The organism is Paenibacillus tritici (genome assembly GCF_018207515.1).
Taxonomy (GTDB): Bacteria; Bacillota; Bacilli; order Paenibacillales; family Paenibacillaceae; genus Paenibacillus_AQ; species Paenibacillus_AQ tritici.
This window is the reverse complement of record NZ_CP073365.1, coordinates 6,587,430-6,612,904: the sequence shown is the minus strand read 5'-3', so window position 1 is coordinate 6,612,904 and position 25,475 is coordinate 6,587,430. Positions and strand designations below refer to the sequence as shown.

Annotated in this window: 20 protein-coding genes and 10 tRNA genes; 24 read left to right on the top strand and 6 right to left on the bottom strand. The window is 50.0% G+C overall.

Annotation, left to right across the window (positions count from 1 at the left end; all coding sequences use genetic code 11):
- The first annotated feature begins 18 nt into the window (after window positions 1–18).
- From KDC22_RS28385 to KDC22_RS28320, 14 genes are all read left to right on the top strand, one after another.
- Window positions 19–94, top strand: a tRNA-Phe gene (locus KDC22_RS28385).
- A 15-nt stretch (window positions 95–109) separates the two neighbouring features.
- Window positions 110–185, top strand: a tRNA-Thr gene (locus tag KDC22_RS28380).
- A 6-nt stretch (window positions 186–191) separates the two neighbouring features.
- A tRNA-Tyr gene (locus KDC22_RS28375) sits at window positions 192–277 on the top strand.
- A 5-nt stretch (window positions 278–282) separates the two neighbouring features.
- Window positions 283–356: transfer RNA gene (locus KDC22_RS28370), tRNA-Trp, on the top strand.
- A gap of 27 nt (window positions 357–383) precedes the next feature.
- Window positions 384–459 (top strand) — tRNA-His (locus KDC22_RS28365).
- Window positions 460–507: 48 nt separating this feature from the next.
- Window positions 508–583: transfer RNA gene (locus KDC22_RS28360), tRNA-His, on the top strand.
- 19 nt (window positions 584–602) lie between these two features.
- A tRNA-Gln gene (locus KDC22_RS28355) sits at window positions 603–677 on the top strand.
- A gap of 6 nt (window positions 678–683) precedes the next feature.
- Window positions 684–758 (top strand) — tRNA-Gly (locus KDC22_RS28350).
- Between the two features lie 7 nt (window positions 759–765).
- A tRNA-Cys gene (locus KDC22_RS28345) sits at window positions 766–839 on the top strand.
- A 29-nt stretch (window positions 840–868) separates the two neighbouring features.
- A tRNA-Leu gene (locus tag KDC22_RS28340) sits at window positions 869–947 on the top strand.
- 258 nt (window positions 948–1,205) lie between these two features.
- Entirely contained in the window at window positions 1,206–3,173 is a 1,968-nt protein-coding gene (locus tag KDC22_RS28335) for an AraC family transcriptional regulator (RefSeq protein ID WP_211721133.1), read from the top strand.
- 17 nt (window positions 3,174–3,190) lie between these two features.
- Window positions 3,191–4,216, top strand: a complete 1,026-nt coding sequence (locus tag KDC22_RS28330) for a FecCD family ABC transporter permease (RefSeq protein ID WP_211721132.1) — start codon at window positions 3,191–3,193, stop codon at window positions 4,214–4,216.
- Window positions 4,213–5,226 (top strand): FecCD family ABC transporter permease, encoded by a 1,014-nt coding sequence (locus KDC22_RS28325; protein ID WP_211721131.1) that lies wholly within the window; start codon window positions 4,213–4,215, stop codon window positions 5,224–5,226. Before KDC22_RS28330 ends, KDC22_RS28325 begins: the two co-directional genes overlap by 4 nt.
- Window positions 5,227–5,235: 9 nt before the next feature.
- Complete coding sequence (locus tag KDC22_RS28320; protein WP_211721130.1) at window positions 5,236–6,030, top strand: ABC transporter ATP-binding protein; 795 nt, start codon at window positions 5,236–5,238, stop codon at window positions 6,028–6,030.
- A 94-nt stretch (window positions 6,031–6,124) separates the two neighbouring features.
- Here the strand turns inward: KDC22_RS28320 and KDC22_RS28315 are convergent, their stop codons facing one another.
- The gene (locus KDC22_RS28315) at window positions 6,125–7,102 is read right to left on the bottom strand and encodes a serine hydrolase domain-containing protein (protein WP_246553060.1); all 978 of its coding nucleotides are present in this window, start codon (window positions 7,100–7,102) and stop codon (window positions 6,125–6,127) included.
- 218 nt (window positions 7,103–7,320) lie between these two features.
- Window positions 7,321–7,890 carry a TetR/AcrR family transcriptional regulator gene (locus KDC22_RS28310; protein WP_211721129.1) on the bottom strand — a complete coding sequence of 190 codons (570 nt, stop codon included), beginning with the start codon at window positions 7,888–7,890 and terminating at the stop codon, window positions 7,321–7,323.
- 164 nt (window positions 7,891–8,054) lie between these two features.
- Here KDC22_RS28310 and KDC22_RS28305 point away from each other — a divergent pair, with 164 nt between their 5' ends.
- The gene (locus KDC22_RS28305; protein ID WP_211721128.1) at window positions 8,055–9,014 is read left to right on the top strand and encodes a carotenoid biosynthesis protein; all 960 of its coding nucleotides are present in this window, start codon (window positions 8,055–8,057) and stop codon (window positions 9,012–9,014) included.
- Window positions 9,015–9,122: 108 nt separating this feature from the next.
- Here KDC22_RS28305 and KDC22_RS28300 read toward each other — a convergent pair whose 3' ends face one another.
- A complete protein-coding gene (locus KDC22_RS28300; protein WP_173140563.1) occupies window positions 9,123–10,043 on the bottom strand; it encodes an aldo/keto reductase in 921 nt (306 codons plus the stop codon).
- A gap of 156 nt (window positions 10,044–10,199) precedes the next feature.
- Here KDC22_RS28300 and KDC22_RS28295 point away from each other — a divergent pair, with 156 nt between their 5' ends.
- Complete coding sequence (locus tag KDC22_RS28295) at window positions 10,200–10,580, top strand: MerR family transcriptional regulator (protein ID WP_216857504.1); 381 nt, start codon at window positions 10,200–10,202, stop codon at window positions 10,578–10,580.
- Between the two features lie 13 nt (window positions 10,581–10,593).
- Here KDC22_RS28295 and KDC22_RS28290 read toward each other — a convergent pair whose 3' ends face one another.
- Window positions 10,594–11,475, bottom strand: a complete 882-nt coding sequence (locus tag KDC22_RS28290; RefSeq protein ID WP_211721127.1) for an AraC family transcriptional regulator — start codon at window positions 11,473–11,475, stop codon at window positions 10,594–10,596.
- 559 nt (window positions 11,476–12,034) lie between these two features.
- On the opposite strand from KDC22_RS28290, the gene KDC22_RS28285 reads away from it, so the two are divergent.
- The 3 genes from KDC22_RS28285 to KDC22_RS28275 all read left to right on the top strand — a co-directional run bounded on the left by KDC22_RS28285 (window position 12,035) and on the right by KDC22_RS28275 (window position 15,609).
- Window positions 12,035–12,901: an ABC transporter permease gene (locus tag KDC22_RS28285; protein WP_246553795.1), complete on the top strand. Its 867-nt coding sequence runs from the start codon at window positions 12,035–12,037 to the stop codon at window positions 12,899–12,901.
- Window positions 12,902–12,937: 36 nt separating this feature from the next.
- Window positions 12,938–13,831 (top strand): carbohydrate ABC transporter permease, encoded by an 894-nt coding sequence (locus tag KDC22_RS28280; protein ID WP_211721125.1) that lies wholly within the window; start codon window positions 12,938–12,940, stop codon window positions 13,829–13,831.
- Between the two features lie 179 nt (window positions 13,832–14,010).
- Window positions 14,011–15,609 carry an extracellular solute-binding protein gene (locus KDC22_RS28275; RefSeq protein ID WP_211721124.1) on the top strand — a complete coding sequence of 533 codons (1,599 nt, stop codon included), beginning with the start codon at window positions 14,011–14,013 and terminating at the stop codon, window positions 15,607–15,609.
- Between the two features lie 470 nt (window positions 15,610–16,079).
- On the opposite strand, the gene KDC22_RS28270 is transcribed toward KDC22_RS28275, so the two are convergent.
- Together KDC22_RS28270 and KDC22_RS28265 are read right to left on the bottom strand one after the other, a co-directional pair.
- The gene (locus tag KDC22_RS28270; protein WP_211721123.1) at window positions 16,080–18,320 is read right to left on the bottom strand and encodes an AraC family transcriptional regulator; all 2,241 of its coding nucleotides are present in this window, start codon (window positions 18,318–18,320) and stop codon (window positions 16,080–16,082) included.
- A gap of 201 nt (window positions 18,321–18,521) precedes the next feature.
- Window positions 18,522–19,277: an AraC family transcriptional regulator gene (locus tag KDC22_RS28265; RefSeq protein ID WP_173140574.1), complete on the bottom strand. Its 756-nt coding sequence runs from the start codon at window positions 19,275–19,277 to the stop codon at window positions 18,522–18,524.
- 326 nt (window positions 19,278–19,603) lie between these two features.
- Between KDC22_RS28265 and KDC22_RS28260 the strand changes: the two genes are divergently transcribed.
- From KDC22_RS28260 to KDC22_RS28240, 5 genes are all read left to right on the top strand, one after another.
- Window positions 19,604–20,740 carry a BMP family ABC transporter substrate-binding protein gene (locus tag KDC22_RS28260; RefSeq protein ID WP_211721122.1) on the top strand — a complete coding sequence of 379 codons (1,137 nt, stop codon included), beginning with the start codon at window positions 19,604–19,606 and terminating at the stop codon, window positions 20,738–20,740.
- A gap of 123 nt (window positions 20,741–20,863) precedes the next feature.
- Window positions 20,864–22,426 carry an ABC transporter ATP-binding protein gene (locus KDC22_RS28255; protein ID WP_211721121.1) on the top strand — a complete coding sequence of 521 codons (1,563 nt, stop codon included), beginning with the start codon at window positions 20,864–20,866 and terminating at the stop codon, window positions 22,424–22,426.
- Window positions 22,419–23,465, top strand: coding sequence for an ABC transporter permease (locus KDC22_RS28250; RefSeq protein WP_173140580.1), 1,047 nt, complete (start codon window positions 22,419–22,421; stop codon window positions 23,463–23,465). The genes KDC22_RS28255 and KDC22_RS28250 overlap by 8 nt, the downstream gene beginning before the upstream one ends.
- Complete coding sequence (locus KDC22_RS28245) at window positions 23,462–24,397, top strand: ABC transporter permease (RefSeq protein ID WP_173140582.1); 936 nt, start codon at window positions 23,462–23,464, stop codon at window positions 24,395–24,397. Before KDC22_RS28250 ends, KDC22_RS28245 begins: the two co-directional genes overlap by 4 nt.
- A 118-nt stretch (window positions 24,398–24,515) precedes the next feature.
- Window positions 24,516–25,472 (top strand): nucleoside hydrolase, encoded by a 957-nt coding sequence (locus KDC22_RS28240; RefSeq protein ID WP_211721120.1) that lies wholly within the window; start codon window positions 24,516–24,518, stop codon window positions 25,470–25,472.
- The last annotated feature ends 3 nt before the right edge of the window (window positions 25,473–25,475 follow it).

Below are 25,475 nucleotides of genomic sequence, written 5' to 3'. Positions count from 1 at the left end.
TTATGAAATAACTTATATGGCTCGGTAGCTCAGTCGGTAGAGCAAAGGACTGAAAATCCTTGTGTCGGGGGTTCGATTCCCTCCCGCGCCACCATACACAACTTAATATGCCGGTGTAGCTCAATTGGTAGAGCAACTGACTTGTAATCAGTAGGTTGGGGGTTCAAGTCCTCTCGCCGGCACCATCCCGTGGAGGCTTAGCGAAGTGGCCAAACGCATCAGACTGTAAATCTGCTCACGTACGTGTTCGGTGGTTCGAATCCATCAGCCTCCACCATTTTTAGGGGCATAGTTTAAAGGTAGAACAACGGTCTCCAAAACCGTTGGTGTGGGTTCAATTCCTGCTGCCCCTGCCAAGTAATTTTCTATAAAAGTTTAATATGGCGACCGTGGCGAAGGGGTTAACGCACCGGATTGTGGTTCCGGCATTCGTGGGTTCGAGACCCATCGGTCGCCCCATTTCTTTTATAAGAATTATAAGGTATATCATTCAAAAAGCTTAATATGGCGACTGTGGCGAAGGGGTTAACGCACCGGATTGTGGTTCCGGCATTCGTGGGTTCGAGACCCATCAGTCGCCCCATTTTTATTCAACAACTTATTGGGGATTAGCCAAGCGGTAAGGCAACGGACTTTGACTCCGTCATTCATAGGTTCGATTCCTATATCCCCAGCCATTATATGCGGACGTGGCTCAGCGGTAGAGCATCGCCTTGCCAAGGCGAGGGTCGCGGGTTCGATTCCCGTCGTCCGCTCCATTATTTTGGTGCCATAGCCAAGTGGTAAGGCAAAGCTCTGCAAAAGCTTTATCCCCAGTTCAAATCTGGGTGGCACCTCCATTTTTCTTTTTGAACTAATCAATGAATACGCCGGCGTGGCGGAATGGCAGACGCGCTCGACTCAAAATCGAGTGGGAAACCGTGGAGGTTCGAGTCCTCTCGCCGGTATTATATTAAAGCTAAGAGTCCATCAGATACATTATCTGGTGGACTTTTTTTGCGTTCTTGCCCATATAGCTGGCGGCCAAGGAGCCACCGAATTATCAATTTGGAATTTGGATTCAAAGATCACTAAATGATGATATACTTGATCTATTATAAATGATAATGATAATCAAAATCAAAATATTGGGATGATATATATTAGAGTAATAAATAATTTAGATTTATAAATTAGAAATAAGTGAGATGAGGGAGTGCGGGTTGGTGCAGGAAAAAGCAGAGGTAAGCCAGATGGTTACACCAGAGACCATTGATACGATGGCCCGTATATGGGCACGTTCGATCATTACTTTAATAGATGTGCGTGTTCAGAATATAGTATCCCAATACCCCTTGGAACATTACAAAATGCCTAGTAGCATGTTTATCTATGCATGTGGAGGAGAAGCGCAAATTCAACTGAATGAAACCGCATTTGGTATAGAACGTTTCGGTTTGGTTCACGGCGGGAAGGGGAGCCTGCTTAGCATTTCGCCTACAGGAGAGAGTGTGAGGACTTTTATGGTGTTTTATAAAGCAGAATCACCTCTTTTTCTCAAAAGGTATCTGCAGCAATTACTGGATCAGGTGAATCCATTTGTTCAACAGTATGGTTATACGCCAAGTAACCCCATCTTAGTCCTCGATTTGTTCCAACAGATGATGAATGCCTGGAACGGTGGCAAGGCGATGAATCAGTTGCAGGCCAAAAGTTTTCTCTATCAATTGATTCATGGGGTGTACAGAGATTTTGAGGAGGGTGAGACCCGGTATCTCCAGCCAGATCCATCTTGTTCTACGAAAGTGTATCTTGATAAACATTACAGAGAGCCGATTATGTTTAAAGAAATTGCCGATATGTTTGGAATTAGCGGCGGGCAATTGACGCGGCTCTTCAAAAAGAAGGAAGGGATGAGCTTACAGGAGTACCTCATTCAGCGGAGGATAGAAGCTGCCTGCCATGGCTTAAAGAATACAGAAGCAACCATTAAAGAAATCGCAGCAGGAACCGGCTTTGTGGATGAGAAGAACCTGTTTCGGATGTTTAAGAAGTATTACAAAATGACGCCGAGTGATTACCGGAAAATAAACGCACTATCTATGCAGGTTGATGGTATTGATAATGATTCTCATCTTCATTACAATGAGAGGGAACTGGCGAATCTGGTCAAGTCTTATAGAGATGGGGAATCAAGCATGTTTGGACAAGTTAGAAGTAAAGAAATGCTTTTTGCGGCGGCGATGAGCTTGATGCTGTTGTTGACGGCATGTACGTCGGGGACGCCAGCGAATAACAGGGGAACGGTGAATCCGCCCGCGGAGACACAACAGACGAAGCAAACGGAAGTACCGGAGACGAAAGCTTCCGAAGCAGCCTCGCAGACCAGAACGATATCCACAGTAAAAGGTGATATTGAGGTACCTAGCAACCCTCAGCGTGTTGTAGTCGATTATCTGGTTGGTGATGTGGTGGCTTTAGGTGTAACTCCACTAGGTGTTGCGAGAGCGACAAGGGGGGAGACAGAGGCTGTATATTCTAATCAGATTAAAGATTCTATTAAAATAAAGATGGAGCCGGAAGATGTGATGAGTCTTGAGCCTGATTTGATCATCTTAGCCTGGGGCGAAGAGAATTATGATGATCTATCCAAAATTGCTCCAACCATTTATGTCCCTTATGGTGATATGACTACAGAAGAGCGGATCCGTTTTATGGGCGATATTTTGAATAAGCCGGCTGAGGCTGAGGCTGTGTTGAATGCTTATGCGAGCAAAATTGAAGAAGCGAAGCTGGCTTTTACAAATGCAGGCCTTTCAGACAAGACAGTGACTCTAGGAGAATTCAGTGATAAAAGTAGCTCCGTCGCTGGAGCCAAACATGCAGTGGGTGTGCTTATCTATAATGAACTTCAAATGAAGGCACCGCCCAAAGTCCAATCTGATATCATTGCTGCAGATAAATATTGGGGAGAAGTCTCTATGGAGGCTCTGCCTGCTTACATGGGGGATTACTTGATCGCTTTAGGAGATACGGAAGTTCCTGCTGATCAGGCAATCTGGAAATTGCTACCGGCTGTGCAACAAAATCGGATCGTAATGGTGGGTTCATCGCTATCCTGGTCCACGGATATAATGACTTCCAGTGCATTGATAGATCATATTGTGAATCAATTGCTGGCATTAGCGAAATAAGGGGATTGGGAAATATAATGACAAACAAGCCTCAACAAAAACGCCGCGGGGCGATGAAATTCACCATGTACATGGTGATAGGGCTTGGGTTAACGGTTCTCATATCGGCGGCGTCGATTAGCTTCGGCGCCGCCGATATGAGGTTAGCGACTGCATGGGAGGCTATTTTCCGATTTGATCCAACACTCACTGAGCATCAAATTATTCAGACCCTGCGTCTTCCGCGTACCGTAGCCGATCTGATTGTCGGATGCAGCCTTGCGGTTTGTGGTGCGATCATGCAGGGAACGACACGCAATCCGCTGGCCGACTCCGGACTGATGGGGATCAGCTCTGGGGCAGCCTTCGCAATTGCATGCTGCCTGGCCTTCATGCCGGGTTATTCTTATGGGCAGATGATGCTGTTGGCTTGTCTGGGGGCGGCGCTCGCCACCGGGATCACTTACTTCGTTGCGTCACTAGGCAAGCGAGGGATGACGCCCCAGCGGCTGGTACTGGCAGGTTTGTCCATTTCCATGCTGTTTGGCGCGCTCAGTCAGTATTTAGCGATCAATTACAATCTGGGGAGAGCATTGGCGTTCTGGACATCAGGAAGTACAGCGGGGGCCAAGTGGGAGGAATTACTGATCATCTCTCCGCTGTTTGTTGGTGGTGTTATGTTGGCTCTGGCGTTATCTCCTTCTGTTACCCTGCTCAGTTTGGGGGATGAGGTGGCAAGTGGACTTGGTATCCGCAGTGGACTGGTCAAAGGGTTATCGACGATTGTTGTGCTCGTGCTGACCGGACTGGCTGTTGTTGTGGTTGGCCCGATTGGTTTTGTGGGTCTGATTACACCGCATATGGTGCGATATATGGTGGGTGTCGACTACCGGTACATTATTCCGGCAGCTGCGATATATGGTGCGTTGTTGACGGTATCGGCCGATCTGGCTGGCCGCTTGATCAATAAGCCATTCGAAACACCGATTGGTATTATATTTTCTATCATTGGGGTGCCGTACTTCCTCTTCCTGGCTCGCAGGCAAAGGAGGGAATTGGAATGATCAGGCAGCGTTATACGGTGCAACGGGGAATCATCGTCAATGTAGTGCTACTGGTGCTCATCTTTATGTTTGCGGTCATTAGCATGAATTCAGGCAAGATGAATCTTTCACCGCTGGAAGTGCTGAATGTCCTCCTGGGAAAAGGTACCGACAAGCAAAATCTGATTGTGTTTGATTTTCGAATGCCACGAATTGTACTGTCGATCTTGGTAGGTCTGGGAATGGGAGCGGCAGGGGTCGTGATGCAGAGTTTACTGCGCAATGATATGGCTAGTCCGGGAACACTGGGGATTAGTTCGGGATCGGGCTTGTTTGTCCTGTTGTTCGTCGTATTCATAGCATCGACAGGAAGGAGTTCCTTTGTTGCTCTGCCACTGCTGGCTTTTGTTGGCGGACTGCTCGCGGCGGGCTTGATCTTCTTATTGTCGTATCGCCGTGGCCGGGACATCTCGCCCATCGGCTTGATCTTAACCGGGGTTGCGCTCGGAAGCGGCTATGGGGCGTTGACTACTTTCCTGACCCTCAAGCTACAAGAATCGCAGATGAACTTTATGCTGAACTGGCTGGCGGGGAGCTTATGGGGCGATGATTGGCGTTATATTTCCATACTGGCACCATGGGTTTTGATTTTGCTCGGTTATATTTTCTACAAGTCTCGCATGCTGAATGTTCTCCATCTGGGCAATCAGACAGCAGAAGGGCTGGGTCTTGCCGTGAAGCGGCAGTTCTTGGGGTTGTCGATCGCTGCTGTTGCTTTATCCTCTGGCAGTGTGGCTGTGGGCGGAAGCTTCTTCTTCGTGGGCTTGATCGCTCCTCACATGGCAAGAAAACTGGTCGGACCCGATCACAAAATGCTCGTTCCGGCTGCCAGCCTGACCGGGGGATTAATCGTGGTGCTTGCGGATACGATTACGCGCACGGTTAGCCTTGGAGGAGATGTGCCGACGGGAATCATCATTACGGTCATCAGTGTTCCGTACTTTCTGTATCTGCTGGCGAAGGCTAACTAGGAGGACATCATGGATAGTATTACAGCGCAACAACTCGATATTGCCTATAATGACACGCTTATTGTACAAGAACTGGATTTACAGATTCCGCGCGGACAGATTACCTCGATTATTGGTCCCAATGGATGCGGTAAATCAACCATACTTAAGGCAGTAGGCCGGTTGCTCAAGACGGAAAATGGTGCGGTCTATCTGAATGGAGCTGATATCGGTACGCTGACCACCAAGGAAGTGGCCAAGCAGATGGCGATTCTGCCCCAGACACCGACTGCACCGAGCGGATTGACGGTTGGCCAATTAGTCGCCTATGGGCGTTTCCCTCATCAACGGGGCTTCGGCAAGCTCTCCAAAGAGGATAAGCATGTCGTCACCTGGGCCTTATCGGTTACACAGCTTACTGCGTTTGAGCATCGTGAGGTGGATACACTATCTGGCGGTCAGCGTCAGCGCGTATGGATTGCGATGGCGCTCGCCCAGCAGACTGATCTGATCCTGCTGGATGAACCGACCACCTATCTGGACCTGGCGCATCAGCTTGAAGTGCTGGAGCTGCTATTGGAACTGAATCGAAGTCAGCAGGTGACGATTGTGATGGTGCTGCATGACCTGAATCTGGCAGCACGCTTCTCCGACTACATGGTGGCAATCCGTGAGGGCCAAGTGGTGGAGCATGGCTCGCCAGAGCGCGTAATGACGGTACAGACGCTGCGTGAGGTGTTTGCCATTGATGCCGAAATTATGCTTGAACCACGAACAGGACGACCGGTGTATGTGACGTACGAGCTGTTGCGTGATCATCGTTGATAAAAACATGAAAACCCGCGAAAAACCTTTATTTCACAAGGCTTTTCGCGGGTTTTTGACTCCTCTTCTGCGAAAAAACTTGCGAGGCTTTGCCTCACTGATTCTTTTCAAACAACGGTGAAATATACGTTCTAATTAATTCGATTCTGTCCTTCGCACGCGGCATGAAACGGGAAGCAATCGCAACTACCATTTTCTTCGCGGGATTTACGAAAATCACATTTCCGCCGTCGCCCAAAGCCGCATAACAACCTAGTCCCTCATTGCTAACAATCCACCATAAATATCCGTACGGTAAATCTCCCCATCGGCTGCTTTCTTGGGTGCTGTCTTTGATCCATGTTGAGGATAGAATTTGTCTGCCGTTCCAGCATCCTTGATTTAAGTACATTTGGCCGATTTTTGCCATATCCATGGCGGTTAAGGCAAGCCCCCAACCGGCAGTATGGGTGCCTATAGGGTCCATCATCCAACCGCTTACATGTTTATTTTTGAGGAAAGCCAAATAATCTTCTTTGCAATGGATCATTGCACTGGCGGGTGCTTCAATGCCAAGCGGTTCAAACAGATGATCGGTGGCAAAATGAAGTACAGATTGGCCTGTTGCATGGGTGAGGATTCCCGACAGGACCTGTATGCCGATTGTGGAATACTTGAATTCTCCAGGATTGTCTTTGCCACCCAACAAGTCCATCGCAGCTTTGGTCCAATCCCCGCTGGTATAGACCTTTGTATAGGGCTCCGATTTGTATTTATACGGTGCGGTCATTGTCAGCATATTTTTAATTGTGATATCCTGTATCGTTTTTTCGCCGCGCTTGATCGTGTAATCCGGAAAAAATTCCAATACATTCTGATCTATGCTTTTAATAAAGCCTTGATCTATGGCAATGCCGATAAGTGCAGAAACAATGCTCTTGGTCACGGATGCAACATGGATTGTATCGTAAGCGGTGTAGCCGTCAAAATAGCTTTCATATACCTTTTCGCTGCCGATCAGTACTACAATACCAGCAATATTGCCATAGTCTGTTTTAATCAGATTCTCGAAATTTTCAATTCTGTTATTCACACTTGTTCTCCTTCGAAATATAAGTACATCGATGTCTGTGAAAAGCGTATGATGATATAAAATTTTTTGCAAGCGATAAAAAAACCCGCACACCCCCTATACTAAAGAGGAGGTGTGCGGGTTTTGTCATACAGATGCTTTGCCTTATGGCAGCAGGTTTCCGGCAGCACGGTAAATCTCGTACCATTCCTGGCGGCTGAAGAATAGAATGAAATGATTTATATTTCTTCGGCATAAAATGCTTTGGAGACTGCCTCTGTGGCTTTATCAATAAAAGCTGCGACTTTACCGGGGCTTTCCTTCAGACCGCTGCTCACCCACTTTTTTATAATGGCTATACTGCCATGAGCGGCAAACGTGTACCAAGACTCAAACAATTGTGGATCATAATATTTTAATTCCTGCTTCCATCGCTCAATGGTTAAATCGTGACTGATATAAAGGATTCTTTCTAATAATTCTTTATCGCCATGCTCTGAGAACAGAACCTCACATATCGTTTTATTCGCTTTTATATATTTACATAATTCATAAGATAGCTTTTGAGGGTTTGAAGAACTAATCCCAAGCTGCTTAATTTCTTCGTAAAGATCATTTTCGATCATTGCAAGAAGCTCAAACTGATTCGCATAGTGTGAATAAAAGGTGTTGCGATTAATATTTGCTTCTCTGCAAATGTCGGTTACTGTAATTTTATTGATAGACTGTTCTGTCAAAAGCTTCAACAAGCTTTCTTTTATAACCATTTTTGTATATCTCACTCTGTGATCTGTTTTTTTGTCTGACATATTATCCTCCTAATTTAAAATAATTAAATAGTAAATGAACAAATCTAATGTGATTTGTATGATAACGAACAGAAGTCAAACGAACAGCCTGTTGTTTTACTAACACAGTGATATTATAATTTATTTGAACATTCGATTCAAATTAAACTAAATGGAGGAAAAAAATGGGTGATATAACTGTAGTGCCTGTATGGATTATTCAAGATATTATCGTCTTAATTGCTGCTGTTCTAATGGTTTTCTATATCCTTGATAAGGAAACCCATCCCAAAACGGTTCTACTGCAATTTATAGGTTTTGTGTTTTTTTACGCAGCCGTTTTTGAAATTACTGCGTCATCGCTTGGGGAAGGTTTCTATGCATATGGGCGGAGTATTTTAATGTTATTTAATATACCGATTACTGTCCCTATTATTGAGTTCCTGATCATTTATTCCACTTTGCGTGTTCTAAAGTCTATAAATATACCATCATGGACGAAACCATTTATTACGGGATTAAGCGCTATGGTCTTTGACTTTTCATTGGACCCGGTGGCCGTTAAACAGGTATTTCAGACCATGGAAGGAAGCATTGCAAGATGGACTTATTATCCGCTGGCCGGTGAACCTCAAATCTATGGGGAACCTGTGATGAATTTTACAGGATGGATTTATATAGCGGGGTATTGGACAGTCTTTATTCTAATTGGGGAATGGTGGCATAAAAAGAAAGGCTACAGTAAATCCGTTGGTTACATCTATCCGTTTCTGGCGGCCATTGCGTCATTGGCTTGTATGTTCTCACCTTTATCTAACTTTTTTAACTATATGGGGCCGTTCTTCGAAAGAACCTCTAATATGCAATGGGTGAATTTGATTGCACTTTCTGTAATTACAATCGGAGTTTTAGCATTAGCTTTCCTAAAGTTCTGGGACCGGAAGGTTATTTATTCAATCACTCCCAAAAAAGATTTTCCGATCATGTTTACTTTCTTGGGGTTCCCACTGGTTAATACAATATTTTGCCTGATAGGAGGTTTCACGGAAGTATTGTGGCTGGTCGTTCTGGCTCAGATCTTATTAATGTTAGCCTGGATTGGAATTTATAAGATGGGTAAAAAAGCAAGTCCGATCGCGAAGTAGTTAAAGAAAACACCGCCAGACTTTAGACCTCTTTCGTCTAAAGCCAGCGGTGTTTTCTTGGAAGCTCCAGTCCTAAATGCGTATAACCAATCTAACCTTGCTTCTTCGTTATGGCAGCACATTTCCGGCAGCGCGGTAAATCTCGTACCATTCCTGGCGGCTGAGGGTAATGTCAGAGGCTTTGGCGATATCGAGCAGACGGGCCGTGTTGGTAGTGCCGACAATCGGCTGCATACGGGCCGGATGACGAAGCAGCCAGGCGATGGCGATAGCCGTATCGGCTACACCCTTGTCCGCAGCGAGACGGTCAATTACTTCATTGACCTTGGGGAATCTCTCGTTGCCGAGGAATACACCTTCAAAGAATCCATGCTGGAACGGGGACCAAGGCTGGATGGTCATGTCATGCAGACGGCTGTATTCCAGGATGCCTCCGTCATGGACTACAGAACCGGCGTTGGTCATATTGACATTGAAGCCGGAGTCAATCATGCCGGTAACCATAATGCTGAGCTGAAGCTGATTGAAGAGCAGGGGCTGCTTAACGTTCTTCTTCAGCAATTCAATCTGCAGCGGGTTCTGGTTGCTCACCCCAAAGTGCTTGACCAGACCTCTGCGCTCCAGATCATCGAAGGCTTCCGCTACTTCCTCCGGCTCCATCAGCGTGTCAGGGCGGTGAAGGAGAAGTACATCGACATAATCGGTCTGTAACCGCTTCAGGCTGTTCTCAACCGAAGTTACAATATGCTCTTTGGAGAAGTCGAAAAAGCCGTTGCGGATACCGCATTTGGCCTGAATCATCATCCGGTCCCGCATGCCGGGATTGGCAGCCAGAACGTTGCCGAACACTTCTTCAGCTTTACCGCCGGCATAAATGTCAGCATGGTCAAAAAAGTCTATGCCAACTTCAAGAGCGCTATGAATGTGTACTTCGGCCTCTTTTGGCGATAAATCTGCAATCCGCATACAGCCTAGTGAAATCTCAGCCACTTCAAGTGCACCATTAGCCACGTTAATTCTTTTTACCATTAATTATTCACTCCTTCAATGAAAGTACTGTCTTCAGCTTAGACCTTAGAGTTAGGTGTAAGTCAATAGAATTATAGAGAGCCTTTTCATAGAAACGGATCAGTGGTATTTTATAAGTGAAGCCAGCAAAGCTTTACCCGGAAAGGAGTTATACTGATGGGATACAGCATCAAAACCATAGCACAAAAAAGTGGACTGAGCCAATATACGCTGCGTTACTACGAACGGGAGGGCGTATTGCCGGTTGTGGCAAGGGATGTTAACGGCAACCGGTGTTTCGATGATGAGGATCTGGAGCTGATTTCGTTAATTTGCTGTCTCAAGGATACCGGAATGGCGATTGCCGATATTAAGCAATTCATTGCTCTTTCGAAGGAAGGCAGCGATGCGTTGTCCGACCAATGCAGGTTACTGCAGGAGCATAAACAGCATATAGAGGAGAAGATTCAGTTCTTTCAGAGCTTTGCCCAGAAAATAGATCATAAAATCGCTTATTTCTCCTCCTTGGCGAATGAGGCAAAAGCAGCAAATTCCTGATTCCTGGCCTGTCTCATGAGAAACGCTGGCGGTATTCCCGCGGCGATAACCCTTCCAGCTTCATGAAGCTGGAGCTGAAATAAGAGGCCTGGTTGAAGCCGACCTCCTCGGCAATCCCGGCGATAGGGAAGCTGGTCTGCATAAGCAGCAGCTTGCTCTGGCCGATCCGGTAGCGGAGCAGATACTCCATGGGCGAACAGCCATATTCCTTGTTCATACAGCGGGCGATATAGACCGGATGAAAGTTAAGGCTGTCTCCCAGCATGGCTGTAGTGATCTCTTCACGGTAGTGGGCACGGAGATAAGAAGCAGCCTGCTCGGCACATACAGTAGACTGGGAGCTGCGGTGCTCCGGGTTCACAGAGGCGGCCAGGTGCTGCAGAATATCCTGGAAGAGAATCTGCTGGCTGAAACGGACGGCTTCGAGGTGAGCGGTGTCCTGCAGTTGCTCCAGCCGGGTCAATACCTCATATACCTTGTCCGGCTGAAGCAGGGTGACAAACTGCGATAACAGCAGATGAAATGAGCTGATATTGAAGAATGAGGCAGGAAGCTCTCCTGCAGATTCGTTGGGATTACCGGAATCCGGTCCGGCTACGGATAATGGAGGTGAGTCATGGAAGGTCTGGAAGTGAAGCCAATAGTAGGAGGTCTCCTCCTTGCAGCCTCCGGTTCCAAAGTGGTGGCAGTCCGGGCGCAGAATTAAGGCATCGCCTTCCTTCACGACGAACCGCTGATCCTCTTCGCCGATATATAAGCTGCCTTGCCGGACTACCAGCAGATCAAATACCTTGATATGCTGGCGGCTCCGGTGCTGATAGCCGGGCTGGCAGTGATTGAAGCCGCTGGCAATGTAATGCGGCAGGGGAGGGATACGGAATAGAAGCGGATTCATTAGGATGGCCTCCTGAAGCATGGTTTAGATAATGAAAGTTTAGGTTGGAGAATTAGTACATTTTCCCGAGTATATCACCTATAATTTAATTCAAGCAAGTTTAAATCGCAAATCTGCCCTCTCTGTGGCCTATACAGATCTTTACCCCCGGATGCTGCTCTGATCAAGAGCGCATTCCGGGGCTTATTTGCGTTCAGCTGCAGTTACTGCACAAAAGTATGATATGTGCACAGCCCGGTTGGCAATAAAATACAGGAATAGCCGGAAGCTTCACTATTCAGCCGCAGGCCGCAGCTTCTATACTGGGGTCATCCATTGGACGAAGCCATAAGGGCCATCAAGGGCGGAGGCTTCGGACCGGTACCGCGGCAACTTATATAGGCATAGGAGGAGAGTGAAGGCTTTGAGACACCGCAAACGCAAGACCGGTATACTGCTTGTCACCCAGCTTCCATTGAAGGGAACGGGCGGGCTATCACCGCAGATCGGGTCCGGCACCCGTAAGGGAAGGAAGAAGGGCTTTTGGCATGAATTGGTCCATAACCGGGTGCTGTTCCTGATGCTGCTGCCCACACTGCTGTTTTTCCTGGTTAATTCGTATTTTCCGATGGTCGGGGTGTATTATGCGTTCACGCAATTTGACTTCAATTCCGGGCTGTTCAACGCTCCCTTTGTGGGGCTGAAGAACTTTGAATTTCTCTGGAGATCCGGGACGCTGGTGAAGCTGACGCTCAATACGATCGGCTACAACCTGGCCTTCATCCTGCTGGGGAACGTGCTGGCGATTGTCTGTGCTATTCTGCTCAGTGAACTGCGGGTGAAATGGTTCAAGAAGCTGACCCAATCGGTGATGTTCCTGCCGTATTTCGTTTCGTTCGTTATACTGAGTGTTATTGTCTACAACGTGTTCAATTATGATAACGGTTTCTTGAATACGCTGCTGTCGCAATTCGGGGCGAATCCTGTAGATGTATACAATAATCCGGTCATCTGGATTTTGCTGATTATTCTCTTTTATCTGTGGAAAAATCTCGGCTACAGCATGGTGATCTACCTGGCATCCATCACGGGCATCAGCGAGGAATATTATGAAGCGGCCAAAATCGACGGAGCGCATATCTTTCAGCGGATCTGGTATATCACGGTGCCGATGCTGAAATCGACCTTTGTTATGCTGCTGCTGTTCTCGCTGGGAAGTATTATGAAGGGTCAATTTGACCTCTTTTACCAGCTGATCGGCAATAACGGGGTGCTGTACAATACAACAGATATTCTGGATACGTATGTGTTTCGCTCGCTGAAGGTGACCTTCGATGTCGGGATGGCTACTGCGGCCGGTCTGTATCAATCGCTGTTCGGCTTCTTCCTGATCATGACGGTCAACTATATTATCCGTAAAATAAATGACGATTACGCGTTGTTCTAGAAGGTGCTGAACCTGACGCGGAAGGAGAAGAAGAGCATGACTATCAAAGACGATCTTTATACCCGGCTGTTGCAGGGAGTGGCCTACACGGTTATTATCCTGGGCTCGCTGGCCTGTCTGATTCCGTTCCTGCTGATTATTTCCGCCTCCCTGACGGCCAATGATTCCATTATCAAGGACGGTTATCATTTCATACCGGCGCAGTTCTCGCTGGAGGGCTACAAGACGGTATTCACATTCCCCGACGAAGTTCTGCGGGCGTATGGGGTGACGCTGTTTACTACGGTGATAGGGACGACGCTGGGGCTGTTTTTTATGACTATGGCTGGTTATGTGCTGGCCCGTAAGGATTTCAAATACCGCAATACCTTCTCCTTCTATATTTACTTCACGACCCTGTTCGGTGGGGGGCTGGTGCCCTGGTATATTATGATCACCAAATACCTGCATCTGACGGACTCTTACGGGGCGCTGATCTTTCCGGGGCTGATGACGCCGTTCCTCATTATTCTGATGAAGAATTTCATCCGTTCGGCTGTTCCGGAGGAACTGTTCGAATCGGCCAAGATGGACGGGGCGGGGGATTTCAAAATATACTGGCGCATTGTGCTGCAGCTCTCGATGCCCGGCATCGCTACTGTTGGTCTGTTCCTGGCTCTGGCTTACTGGAATGACTGGTTCTCCTCCTCACTGTTCATCAATGATCCGCATAAGTATCAGCTGCAATTCCACTTGTACAATGTAATTAACTCGGCATCCTTCATCGCCAATATGGGCGCGGGTACCGGGGTCAGCCTGGGCAGTGATCTGCCTACGGAATCTACCAAGATGGCGATGGCTATTGTAGTTACGGGTCCGATTCTGTTCCTGTATCCGTTCATACAGCGTTATTTCGTGAAGGGGCTGACGATCGGAGCTGTAAAAGGTTAGAACCGTCTGACAGAATGTACCCTTACCGTATATCTGTTATTTCGGCTAACATAGAGTTACATGCCAGGGCGGGGAAGTATAGGCTCACAAAACAAAAGCGGATGCTTCCGAAGAGAGTTTTGCACGGAGAGAATTCCAGGGGAAGCATAGGCTCACAAAACTTTTAGGAGGGTTCATTCATGAGAAGGAAAGCAGGCAGAAAAACAATGGTAACGCTTACAACAGGCGTGCTCGCTCTATCGCTTCTGGCGGGATGCGGCGGGGGCAACAGTAATGGAAGCACCGGCAGCGCCGGGACGGACGGCAACCCCGGCACTGCGGCCGTAACACAGGGGGCTGAAGCCACAGGAGCGGATACCGGTATCGACACCTCGAAGAAGGTGGAGCTGCAATTCTACATGCTCGGCGATGCTCCTAAGGATCTTCCGGCGATTCAGGCTGAGATCAACAAGATGGCCCAGGAAGAGCTGAATGCTACCGTGAAGTTCAACTACACCAGCTGGACAGATTGGGATCAGAAATATAAGCTGCTGCTGTCCTCCGGTCAGGCGATTGATCTGATTTTTACCGCGGACTGGACTCAATATCAATCCTATGCGAAGCGCGGTGCCTTCCTGGCACTGGATGATTTGCTCCCTAAGGCGGCTCCCGAGCTGCAACAATTCGTTCCTGCGCCGATGTGGGAGGATGTCAAGGTGGACGGTAAAATCTACACGGTTCCTGCCACCTTCAAAGAATATGTAACGAACGGCTTCGTCTACCGCGAAGATCTGCGCAAAAAATATAATCTTCCGGAGCCCAAGGACTTGGCCAGCTATGAGGCCTATATGGACGGCATCGCCAAAAATGAGCCGGATATGATGACGATGTCCCTGAACAGTGATGTGGGCAATAACCTGCACTATATCTATACGGAGCTGCATAAAATGGTCGGCGCTCTGCCATACGGCATGGGTGTGAAGTATGATTCGCCAACTACGGTATATTCCTACTGGGGTTCTGATGAGCAAAAAGAAGAGCTCAAAATGATGAAGCGCTGGGCAGACAAAGGCTTCATTCCGAAGAACGTGCTGAACATCAAGGATACGATGCAGGACCCTGTTACTTCAGGTAAAGCGGCAAGTATGTTCGGCGATAACCCTAACCGCTTCAATGATATGAAGATGAAGATCAGCACCACCCATCCGGATTGGGAGCTGGCGTACTCTCCCTTCGGCTTAACGACCGGTTATGCTACACCTGTACATCCGATTCATAACGGGTTCGCTATTCCCAAGAGCAGCAAAAACCCGGAAAGAGCGCTGGCCTTCTATCAGAAGATGGTTCTGGACAAACGGTATAACCAGCTGACGCAATACGGCATTGAAGGCAAGAACTACACTGTAGAGGATGGGTATTACAAGCTGGTCGGCACCAGTACATCGAATGGCTTCACTCGTGAGGGCATGAACGGCTGGGCGTGGAGAAACCCGGAATTCATGCTGTTCGATAAGGGCTTCGACGGGGTGAAGGCCATCTTCGACGAGCTGGACAAAATCCAGAAGCCGGATTTGTTCCTGGGCTTCGCCGAAGACTACACCTCCTATCAGGCGGAGAAGGCCGCGCTGGAGCAGGTTGAGAAGCAGTACCTGTTCCCTCTGGAGGCCGGACTCGTGGATGATGTGGATAAGGGCCTGGAGACCTTCATGCAGAAGGCCAAGCAGGCTGGCCTGGAGAAGATCCAGACGGAGTGGACGAAGCAGTGGGAAGCTTATGTTGCGGAGAAGGATATCAAGTAGAGGAGTGCCCCGGAGGCCTAATAGCTTACGGGGCTTTTTGGTGTGCGCGGTTGGCTGGGGGGCGGTGGAGGTGGTGGCGCTGGAGCGGGAGCTGGCGCTGGCGCTTGGGGGGACGCTCCGAAAACGGAATGATGTTCCAATCGCTGTTGTGTCCAGATTTTTATTATTTTTACCTTAGCGGTGAAAATCCGGACACAAAGGCGAACGCTCCGCTTCTCCACATTCATTCCGTTTTCTCCGCTGTTTAAGCGCTCGGCGCAACGAGACCACAGCCGCGGAGGCCGCGTCAGCCCTAAGGCCTCCGGGGCAGGAGGGGAGAGCAGAAGCCCGTCTCCATGTATCTGGAGACGGGCTAGTGTTCCACACACAGCAACTGCAAGGCAAAGCGAAGAGCAGGCTTGGTGTTCCACCAAAGCGCAAACTGCAAGGCAAAGCGGAAAAGCGTGGCTTGGTGTTCCACCAAAGCAACCTTAGTTCATCCGCGCACTCTTTAACCGCCGGTAATCCGTAGGCGTCGTGCCGAAGCTGCGCTTGAACATCCGGTACAGGTAAGAGCTGCTGGTGAAGCCGCAGCGCTCGGCAATCGCGGTTACGGGCAGGTCGGTGTTCTCCAGCAGGACGCAGACCTCCCGCATCCGCACCTCCAGAATGACATCGACGATGCTGTTCAGGGTCTGCTGCTTGTAGAGGCGGCTGACGTATATGGGAGACATATTCAGCTCATCGGCGATCTGGTTGAGACTAAGGTGAGGCTTCATGTAATCCTCGTTGATCTTGGCGTTAATCTGGCAGATCAGATCATGCTGCTTGGCGTTTTTTTTACCGGCGAGCTGCTCCTGCAAGGTATGGAAGAGGGCAGAGAAGGCCTCCTCCAGCTCGGCAAGGGTCTCAACGGATTCCAAACAGGGCAGCTCGTGAAGTCCATTGTATTGTAAGCGGTTACGTGTCTGTACGGTATTCACAAGCTCCCGGACGGTCACGCTGAGTCTGGATACGGTTAACTGTACGGTCTGGAAGGGGAAGGCTTCCGTCTCCCGGATGATGCTGCTGAACTGCTCGGCGGCGTCATCCAGCTTACCGCTCAGCAGCGCGTCGGCCAGCTTCTTTTCTTTATCGGCGGGATAATGATAAGTGCTGGACTCCAGCGCACAGATGTCCTGGGCCTTAATAATACAGCCATGTCCATAGAACAGGCGGTGATTCGATGCTTCCCGGACCTGCTTATAGAGCTGGTGAAGCTGAGCGGCGTTACGTTCAATATGACTGTAGGTTAGTGTAAGGCTCAGCTTCAGATAATCGGAGCAGGCCTGCTGAATCTGCCGGAGCAGCGCCTCAATCAGGCCGGTATCTGTGTATTCCACGGGATCGACTATATTCAGCAGCACCAGGATGCCGTCATCGTTCATATCCACAGTCTCGACGCGGTAGGTCTGGCCGCAAATCTCCGAAGCGATGTTCATAATGGCAAACTTCGAGGCCAGCAGATAGGAGGAACGGGCTTCCCTGAACGCCTGGTAATGATCAATCCGGAGCAGAATCAGGCGGTAATCATTATTGAAGGTGAAGTGAATCCCGAGCTGGCGCAGCTTCTCCACCTGCTGCATGGACTGCAGGGGCTTCAGGCCAAGAATCAGGTCGCGCAGCGTATTTTGCCGGATCATGAACATGCTGTCGCGTTTCTCTGTTTCGAGAATATTCATCTCGCTGACAATCCGGTCAATCGGCAGATAGAGGCTTCTGGACATAATCCAGGAGAGACCGATACCGGCCACCAGAACAAGGGCTGCAATGAGCAGGGTGGTGTTGCGTATAGTGTTGGTCTGCTGCGTAATGATCTCATAGGGTGTAATCCGTACATATTGCCAGCTTAGGTCATCCGGTGCCGTATACGAGATCAGCGAGTTCACGCCTCCGAAGGGAGCGATGAAATAACCGGCTTCTTTGCCTTTGATCCGCTGTTCAATGAATCCGGCCTCTTCTGGAGTGAGTTCCTGCTGCTTCAGGCTGTTGCTGGACAGGAAGGCGCCCTGATCGTCCAAAATGTAAGTGGAGCTGGTTGAATCTGCGGGACTGGCGATTTCTTTGTTGATCCATGGGGCGGAAATATTGACGATAACCGCCGAATTAATGGCCCGGTCCCAGCCGATGGCATCCAGACACAGGAAGGTGTAAGCACGCACCTGGTCATTCTCCTGTGCCCCATTGGAATATACTCTGGGAATCGGAGTGAACGCTCTGTAGTTCTGATAATGGCTCAGGATATCCAGAATGGAGGTGTCCACCAGCTCCTGCTCGGTAAATACACCGTTCTGGCCATGGGAGGAAGCGATATACAGCTGCCCGCCCTTGGGATTATATACATAAATAGATTCGATATATGGCATGGAGCTCAGGTAGTTGCCCAGCTCGGACATGGCCGCTGTGACATCATAGATATCGGGCTTGTCATAGAACACAATTTTGGAGATGGTGCTGTTACGGTAAATTTGAAAAGAAAGCGATTGCGCAGCATCGGTCATGTTGACGACTTCCCTGCTGGTCTGTGTGAGGTTGCCAAGATCCGACTGGAAGGTCTGCTTCTTCTCGACGCCGATATAGTAGTTGTAATAGATGATGGTGGAGACAAGGAAGGTTAAGGAGACGCAAAGCGTAATGCTAATTAATAATCTGCTGTATAGTGCCCGTTGGTTGCCGATCTTGTTCAGTCTCATCTCAAGTAGCCCCCTGACTTACTGTCTGTTCATGCAGGTACCGTCTTCGTCCGAATTGTTCATAGTACGATTATAAGCTTCAAGCTATGAACAGGACAGTGGAACAAGATAACATCAGTGAACAGACCGGGCATCCGGGCAGTGAACAAATGCAAGATTGGTGTACAAAAGCTACCAGAGCGGGGGATGGCTCTATCTATGCTACATGACTCTGCTTTGAATACGGAAGGTGCGCGGGGAGAGGCCGATCTCTCTTTTGAACATATTGCAGAACTGGGCATCATTGACGAATCCGGCCGCCGCAGAGACCTCGGATATGTGCATTTGGCTGTGGAGCAGGAGGGACTTGGCATAATCCAGGCGTTTTAGTAAAAGATAACGGTGTGGCGAATGCTGAAATCTCTCCTTGAACAGATGCCTGAAGCGATCGTAGCTGTAACCGGACATCTCTGCCAGGGAGGCTACCGAAAGCTTGTGACGGTAATGCTCGTTCATATAATTCAGCACATACTGCATCTGATCCTCTGCCGGGGAATGGAAGTCCGAGGCGCTCAGCAGCCGCTGCAGATAGACGGTAATTTCGCTCATCTGCAGATTCAGCAGCTCGGTGAACCCGTCGCGCTTGCGCTTGAATTCTGCATTCATCCGCTGCAGGGTCTGAAGGACGGTATGCTCCTTATCATCGTCAAAAACACCGGACAGCGAGTTGATCACCGGATTCCCGCAGTGAAAACCGACGAACAGCACCTCCGGGCTGGGCTGGTGATTCTCGTCATGCTTGAAGCCCGCCGGAATCAGGGCAAAGGTAGAGGGCCGGAAATGATAGCTGCGCTGACCGATGCTGCAGGTTCCCTGACCCTGAATGTAATACACAAGCTCAAAGCATTCATGCTGATGCGGGGGGATATACGTACCTGCCTCGTGCTCTGCATTTACAATATATAGGACACGATCCATGATGAGCCTCCATTCCTGGTCATTTAGCCGAATCGTACAAAAAGTTGACCGAAAATATATAAATATTTATGTTTTCATTTGATATGATCTTATCAATAAAACCGAAGATTCTCAACTGGACTGGCCATCTTGTTCGGATATTTCACGGTTTTTTGACGAAATGTAACATGAAATGTTTGGTTTTCAGAGTAAAATGCTAATTTTCAGAATTTCAACATTCAGTTATTCATGGTGTCCGATTGGATGGGACCAACAAAACGTGTAACTGGGATTTTATGCTACTTCACAGGGTTGATCCATTACAAACAGGGGTGTGAACTTAAGAGATGAACAAGAAAATGCTCACTTTATTGCTGCTGGCGGTTATGGTACTGGTCACTGCATGCGGAAACAGCAAGTCCGGTAATGGAAATACAGCCACTCCAGGTACGAATGCGGAAGGCGGAGGCGCGGCTGCGGGGGACAAGCTTAAGGTTGTGCTGCTGATTCCGGGGACTCTGGGGGACAAGTCGTTTTTTGATGCGGCGAACAATGGTCTGCAAAAAGTGAAAAGCGAGCTTGGCGCGGAAACCAAAGTGGTGGAAATGGGCGCGGACAAGACGAAATGGGAGCCGACGTTCAATGATATCGCTGCCGAGGATTGGGATGTTGTCATCTCGGGCGGCTCGGAAATTACGGAAATGTTCAATGCGACCGCAGAAGCCAATCCGGATAAAAAATTCATCAACTACGACACTGACATTGAAGAAGCACCTGAAAATATGTACAACATGTCCTATTCGACCAATGAGGTATCGTTCCTGGCCGGAGCGGCAGCGGCATTGGCTACCCAGTCCGATATGGCTAATGCCAACAAGGACAACGTAATCGGATTCCTGGGCGGAATGGACATCCCCGGCATCAATGCTTTCCTGGTGGGGTACATCCAGGGAGCACAATATGTTGATCCTGAGGTGAAGGTAGCGGTATCCTATGCCGGAGATTTCGTGAACCCGGCCAAGGGCAAGGAATTGTCGCTGATCCAGTACAACTCCGGGGTGGATATTATTTTCAACGTAGCCGGGGGTACGGGACTGGGCATCTTCGATGCTGCGAAGGAAAAAAGTAAATATGCGATTGGCGTCGATTCTGACCAGGCCATGCTGCTGAAGGATACAGATAGTGTGAAAGCAAACCTGATCGTTACCTCTGCGATCAAAAAAATCGACTCCGCCATCCTTGGCGCAGTGAAGAAGCTGCAGGACGGGACCCTGGAGATGGGCAAACGTGATGTGCTTGGCTTCGTCGAAGACGGCGTGGGCATTGCCGAGAATGAGATCTATAAGGAAGCGTTCCCGGCAGAGCTGCAGACCAAGATTGAAGAAGTGAAGCAGAAGCTGATCAATAAGGAGATTAAGGTGGATAATGCGATGGGCATGGAAACCTCTGAAGTCGAAGCGATCCGTAATGCTGTTAAACCTTAAGGACATGAATAGAATTTTGGCTTGAATGGAAACAGGCAGTCTGCAGATGGAGGCTCTTCTCTTAGGAAGGGCTTCCGCTGCCTATTTTTGCAGATCACCCAAGTTGAAAGGCGATGATGACCCATGGCAAATGCTCTGCTGGAAATGCGGGGAATCACCAAAGTATATCCGAACGGCGTAGTAGCCAACAAGGACGTTGAATTCTCCCTGCGTGAGGGTGAGATCCATGCGATTGCGGGTGAGAACGGAGCCGGTAAATCGACTCTGATGAAGATTATGTTCGGCATGGAGTCGCCCAGTGAAGGCGAGCTCTACATCCGGGGGGAACAGGTGAAGCTGCAGTCCCCGCAGGACGCGATTGACCGCGGCATCGGTATGGTCCATCAGCATTTCATGCTGGTGCCTTCTTTTACAGTGGCCGAGAATATGGTGCTGGGCATGGAGCCGCGCAAAGGGGTGGGCTTCAATGTTGGTGAAGCTGTACGTCTGACGGAGGCCACGGCGCGTAAATATAACCTCGCGGTGAATGCCAAGGCCAAGGTGGAGGACTTAAGCGTCGGCATGAAGCAGAAGGTGGAGATTCTGAAGGCACTGGTGCGCGGGGCTAAAATCCTCATTCTTGACGAGCCTACAGCCGTGCTGACTCCGCAGGAGACGGAGGAGCTGTTCCGCGAGCTTCAGCAGCTGAAGGAGCAAGGGCACACGATTGTGTTCATCTCGCACAAGCTGAAGGAGGTCAAGGCGATCTGTGACCGGATCACCATCATGCGCGGCGGCAGAAGCGAAGGGGTCTTCGAGACCCGTGAAGTGACCGAGCAGGAAATCTCACGGCTGATGGTCGGCCGGGATGTTGTGCTGAAGTACGACAAGAGCACTATACCTCATGGCAAGCCGGTGCTTACGGTAGACAGGCTGAATGTATCCGACAGTCAGGGCAAAGCGCTGCTCTCGGAGATCAGCTTCTCGGTCCGCGAAGGACAGATCGTCGGCATTGCCGGCGTGGAGGGGAACGGACAGACTCAGCTTATTGAAGCGCTGACCGGCGGTCTCCGCGGTGTTACCGGCAGCGGATCGGTACGGGTGAAGGGGGAGGAGATCCGCGAGCTGGATATTCTGGATATCCGTAACCTGGGAGTCTCTTATATCCCTGAGGACCGGATGCGTCAAGGCTCGGCCGGAGAGGCCAGCATTGCTGATAACCTGATCTCTACGCGGTACCGCCGGAAGGATATGAATAAGGGGCCTTTTCTGCACGGGTCCAAAATCGCCGCGCTGGCCTCAGCCCTGGTGGAGGAATTCAAAGTGCGCTGCTCCGGCCCGCAGCAGCCGATTGGGATGCTGTCCGGCGGCAACATGCAGAAGGTGGTCGTGGCCAGGGAATGCTCAACGAATCCGCAGCTGCTGATCGCGGAGCAGCCGACCCGGGGCGTCGATATCGGGGCTGCCCAGTTCATCCATCAGAAGCTGCTGGAGCTGCGTTCGGGGAATTGTGCCACCCTGCTGGTATCGGCGGATTTGAATGAAATTCTGGAGCTGAGCGACAGTCTTCTTGTCATGTATGAGGGTCAGATCGTGGCATATTTCGATCATCCTTCGGCTGTCAGTGAGGAAGAGCTGGGGCTCTATATGCTGGGGATCAACCGGCAGGACAAAGAGCAGACCGGGAGGGCCGTAAATCATGTTTAGAGTAAAATATTTCGAGGCAATCCGGACGGCAGCAGTCATTATCATTGCACTGGTTATCGCGTTCCTGGTCATCTCGCTGGTCAGTGACCACCCGGTGAAGACGATAGGCATCTTCCTCTGGGAGCCGTTGTCCACGAAGGGGCATATCGGGAATGTCATTGAGATGGCTATTCCGCTGATGTTCACCGGTCTTGCCGTCTCCCTGCTGTTCCGGGCCAATATGTTCAACCTGGGGGCGGAAGGGATCTTCTACTTCTCCGGTGTTGTAACCACGGTACTGGCGATTCATCTTAGCCTGAACAGCTGGCTGCATCCGCTGGTGGCGATCCTCGCCGGCTCGATTGTGGGAGCGCTGCTCTCAGCCATTCCCGGCATTCTCAAGGCGAAGTGGAATGCCAACGAACTGGTGACTTCGCTGATGTTCAATAATATTCTGTTTGGGGTGGGGCTGTACCTGCTGAACTATCATCTGCGGGATGCCAAGGCCTTCGCCAATGTATCTTTTAAATTCGAAAAGACGGCACAGCTGAGCAAACTGTTCACAGGTACACGGATTCATACCGGACTTATTATCGTACTGGTGCTTATTGTGCTAGCCCACCTGTTCCTCTACCGGACCAAGTGGGGGTATGAGCTGCGTATGACCGGGGTCAACCGGGAATTCGCCCGTTATTCAGGCATGAAGACCGCCAAGGTCATCATTATGGTCCATCTGATTGCCGGGTTCATTGCCGGTATGGGCGGCTCGGTGGAAGTGCTTGGGATGTACAGCCGGTTTCAATGGACCTCCTTGCCGGGCTACGGTATGGATGGTGCGCTGGTGGCCATGCTGGCCAAGAATAATCCGCTCTCTGTCATTGTCTCGGCGCTCTTCCTGGCCTATATCCGTATAGGCGCCGACATGATGGCGCGCCTGTCCGATGTGCCGTCCGAGATGATCTCGATCATTCAGGCTGTAATTATCCTGCTGATCTCTGCGGAGCAGTTCCTTAAGTTCTGGAAGAACCGCATGCTGCTGAAGGAGGCGAAGGAAGCATGAACAGTCTGCTGAATGTCATTCTGACGACGGATTTTGCCTTCTCTGTACTGCGTGTGACTACGCCGATTCTGTTCGCAGCGCTGGGGGCGCTCATCTCGAACCGTGCAGGAATCATCAATATCGGGATGGAAGGGATTATGCTGGTCTCGGCGCTGGCCGGGGTCATTGTGAGCGCGTATACGCAAAGTGCCTGGGTCGGGCTGCTGGGCGCAGTATTATCGGGGACGCTTATTGCCGGGATTCTGGCTTTCTTTACCTTGAAATTCAAGACCCACATCATTCTCGGCGGTGTGGCGATCAATATGTTCGCTTCAGGGGGAACGGTGTTTATTCTGTATCTGCTCAGCGGGGACAAGGGTTCATCCACCTCCCTGGCGAGTAAAGTGCTGCCGAGTATAGAGATTCCGCTCCTGAGGGATATTCCGGTGCTGGGGCCGATTCTGTCGGGACACCATATTCTGACGTATTTCTCTATCCTGTCTGTACTTGTGGTCTATTATCTGCTGAACCGTACGCCGCTGGGGCTGCGTATCCGCTCGGTGGGTGAGAATCCCCATGCGGCCCAGTCCGTCGGAGTCAGTGTGGTGCGTATCCAGTACAGTGCGCTGCTGCTCAGCGGCTTCTTTGCCAGTCTGGGCGGAGCTTATATGTCGATGGGGTATTTGTCACTGTTCACCCGTGATATGATTGCCGGCCGGGGCTGGATCGCGATTGCTGCAGAGTCCATGGGCCGGAGTACAACTGTAGGTACAGCGCTGACCTCCTTGCTGTTCGGGGCAGCTGATGCGCTCTCCAATGCTCTGCAGGTGCTGAAGATTCCGGCTGAGCTGATTGCTACGCTTCCTTATGTGGCAACGGTGATCGGTCTGATCATCTACGCGGTCTCAGAGACGCGGAAGAAGAACAGGAAGCTGAAGACGACGGCTAAATAAACGAAATATTTTAAGGAAGTCCAAATGTTCACCGCAGTGACGATGAAGCTTCAAGTTCAACACTTAAGTGCGTCTTATATATAGCTTTTCACATGACTAATCTAAGGGAGCGACGACGATGCCAACACCTATCATAATTGACTGCGATCCGGGGCATGATGACGCGATTGCCATTCTGCTTGCGCTGGCCCATCCAGAAGAGCTGGAGATCCGGGGCATTACCACGGTTGGCGGCAACCAGATTCTGGACAAAATCACCGATAATGCACTGAAGATCCTCAGCTTTGTAAATGCTGATATTCCCGTGGCCAAGGGAGCGGCAGAGCCGCTGCTCGGCAAGCTGGTTACTGGAGAGGAAGCCCACGGGGAGTCCGGCATGGACGGCCCGGCGCTTCCGGCGAGCAAGTTCAAGCCGGTGGAACAGGGAGCGGTGGAATTCATGCTGGATATTATCCGGTCTTCTGAAGAGAAGATTACCCTGGTGCCTACAGCTCCGCTGACAAATATCGCCCTCTTGATCACCGCTTATCCTGAGGTGAAGGACAGAATCGAGAAGATCTCCCTGATGGGCGGCGGGCTGGCTTACGGCAATGTGACCCGGACGGCGGAATTCAACATTTATGTGGACCCGGAGGCGGCGCGGATTGTTTTTGAATCGGGGATTCCCATTGTGATGAGCGGACTGGATGTGACGGATAAAGCGGCTATATTCGAAGAGGAGATCCAGGAGCTGAAGACGCGTGGACCCGTATCCGTAATGGTCGGAGAGCTGCTGGATTTCTATTCGATCTATGGCAAAAAGATGGGCTTTGTCGGCAATGCGCTGCATGACCCGTGCGCGATTGCCTGGCTGCTGCATCCGGAGCTGTTTGAATCCGAGCACCTGCATGTTACCGTGGAGACCGAGGGCAAGCTGACCCGGGGAATGACCGTTGCCGACCGGCGCAAGAAGCCTGAGCAGCCTGCCAATACGGAGGTGCTGCTCGGCGTAGACCGTGAAGCCTTCATCAAGCTGCTGTATGATTCACTTGACCGGTTAGACCGGGAGCTTGAATCTTCAGCGGGAGCATTGTAGGAG

Excerpts from the sequence above, each read along its gene's own strand:
- KDC22_RS28330 (WP_211721132.1), top strand. The coding sequence starts at position 3,191 with ATGACAAACAAGCCTCAACAAAAACGCCGCGGGGCGATGAAATTCACC.
- KDC22_RS28325 (WP_211721131.1), top strand. The coding sequence starts at position 4,213 with ATGATCAGGCAGCGTTATACGGTGCAACGGGGAATCATCGTCAATGTA.
- KDC22_RS28320 (WP_211721130.1), top strand. The coding sequence starts at position 5,236 with ATGGATAGTATTACAGCGCAACAACTCGATATTGCCTATAATGACACG.
- KDC22_RS28310 (WP_211721129.1), bottom strand. The coding sequence starts at position 7,890 with ATGTCAGACAAAAAAACAGATCACAGAGTGAGATATACAAAAATGGTT.
- KDC22_RS28305 (WP_211721128.1), top strand. The coding sequence starts at position 8,055 with ATGGGTGATATAACTGTAGTGCCTGTATGGATTATTCAAGATATTATC.
- KDC22_RS28300 (WP_173140563.1), bottom strand. The coding sequence starts at position 10,043 with ATGGTAAAAAGAATTAACGTGGCTAATGGTGCACTTGAAGTGGCTGAG.
- KDC22_RS28295 (WP_216857504.1), top strand. The coding sequence starts at position 10,200 with ATGGGATACAGCATCAAAACCATAGCACAAAAAAGTGGACTGAGCCAA.
- KDC22_RS28290 (WP_211721127.1), bottom strand. The coding sequence starts at position 11,475 with ATGAATCCGCTTCTATTCCGTATCCCTCCCCTGCCGCATTACATTGCC.
- KDC22_RS28285 (WP_246553795.1), top strand. The coding sequence starts at position 12,035 with ATGCTGCTGCCCACACTGCTGTTTTTCCTGGTTAATTCGTATTTTCCG.
- KDC22_RS28280 (WP_211721125.1), top strand. The coding sequence starts at position 12,938 with ATGACTATCAAAGACGATCTTTATACCCGGCTGTTGCAGGGAGTGGCC.
- KDC22_RS28275 (WP_211721124.1), top strand. The coding sequence starts at position 14,011 with ATGAGAAGGAAAGCAGGCAGAAAAACAATGGTAACGCTTACAACAGGC.
- KDC22_RS28270 (WP_211721123.1), bottom strand. The coding sequence starts at position 18,320 with ATGAGACTGAACAAGATCGGCAACCAACGGGCACTATACAGCAGATTA.
- KDC22_RS28265 (WP_173140574.1), bottom strand. The coding sequence starts at position 19,277 with ATGGATCGTGTCCTATATATTGTAAATGCAGAGCACGAGGCAGGTACG.
- KDC22_RS28260 (WP_211721122.1), top strand. The coding sequence starts at position 19,604 with ATGAACAAGAAAATGCTCACTTTATTGCTGCTGGCGGTTATGGTACTG.
- KDC22_RS28255 (WP_211721121.1), top strand. The coding sequence starts at position 20,864 with ATGGCAAATGCTCTGCTGGAAATGCGGGGAATCACCAAAGTATATCCG.
- KDC22_RS28250 (WP_173140580.1), top strand. The coding sequence starts at position 22,419 with ATGTTTAGAGTAAAATATTTCGAGGCAATCCGGACGGCAGCAGTCATT.
- KDC22_RS28245 (WP_173140582.1), top strand. The coding sequence starts at position 23,462 with ATGAACAGTCTGCTGAATGTCATTCTGACGACGGATTTTGCCTTCTCT.
- KDC22_RS28240 (WP_211721120.1), top strand. The coding sequence starts at position 24,516 with ATGCCAACACCTATCATAATTGACTGCGATCCGGGGCATGATGACGCG.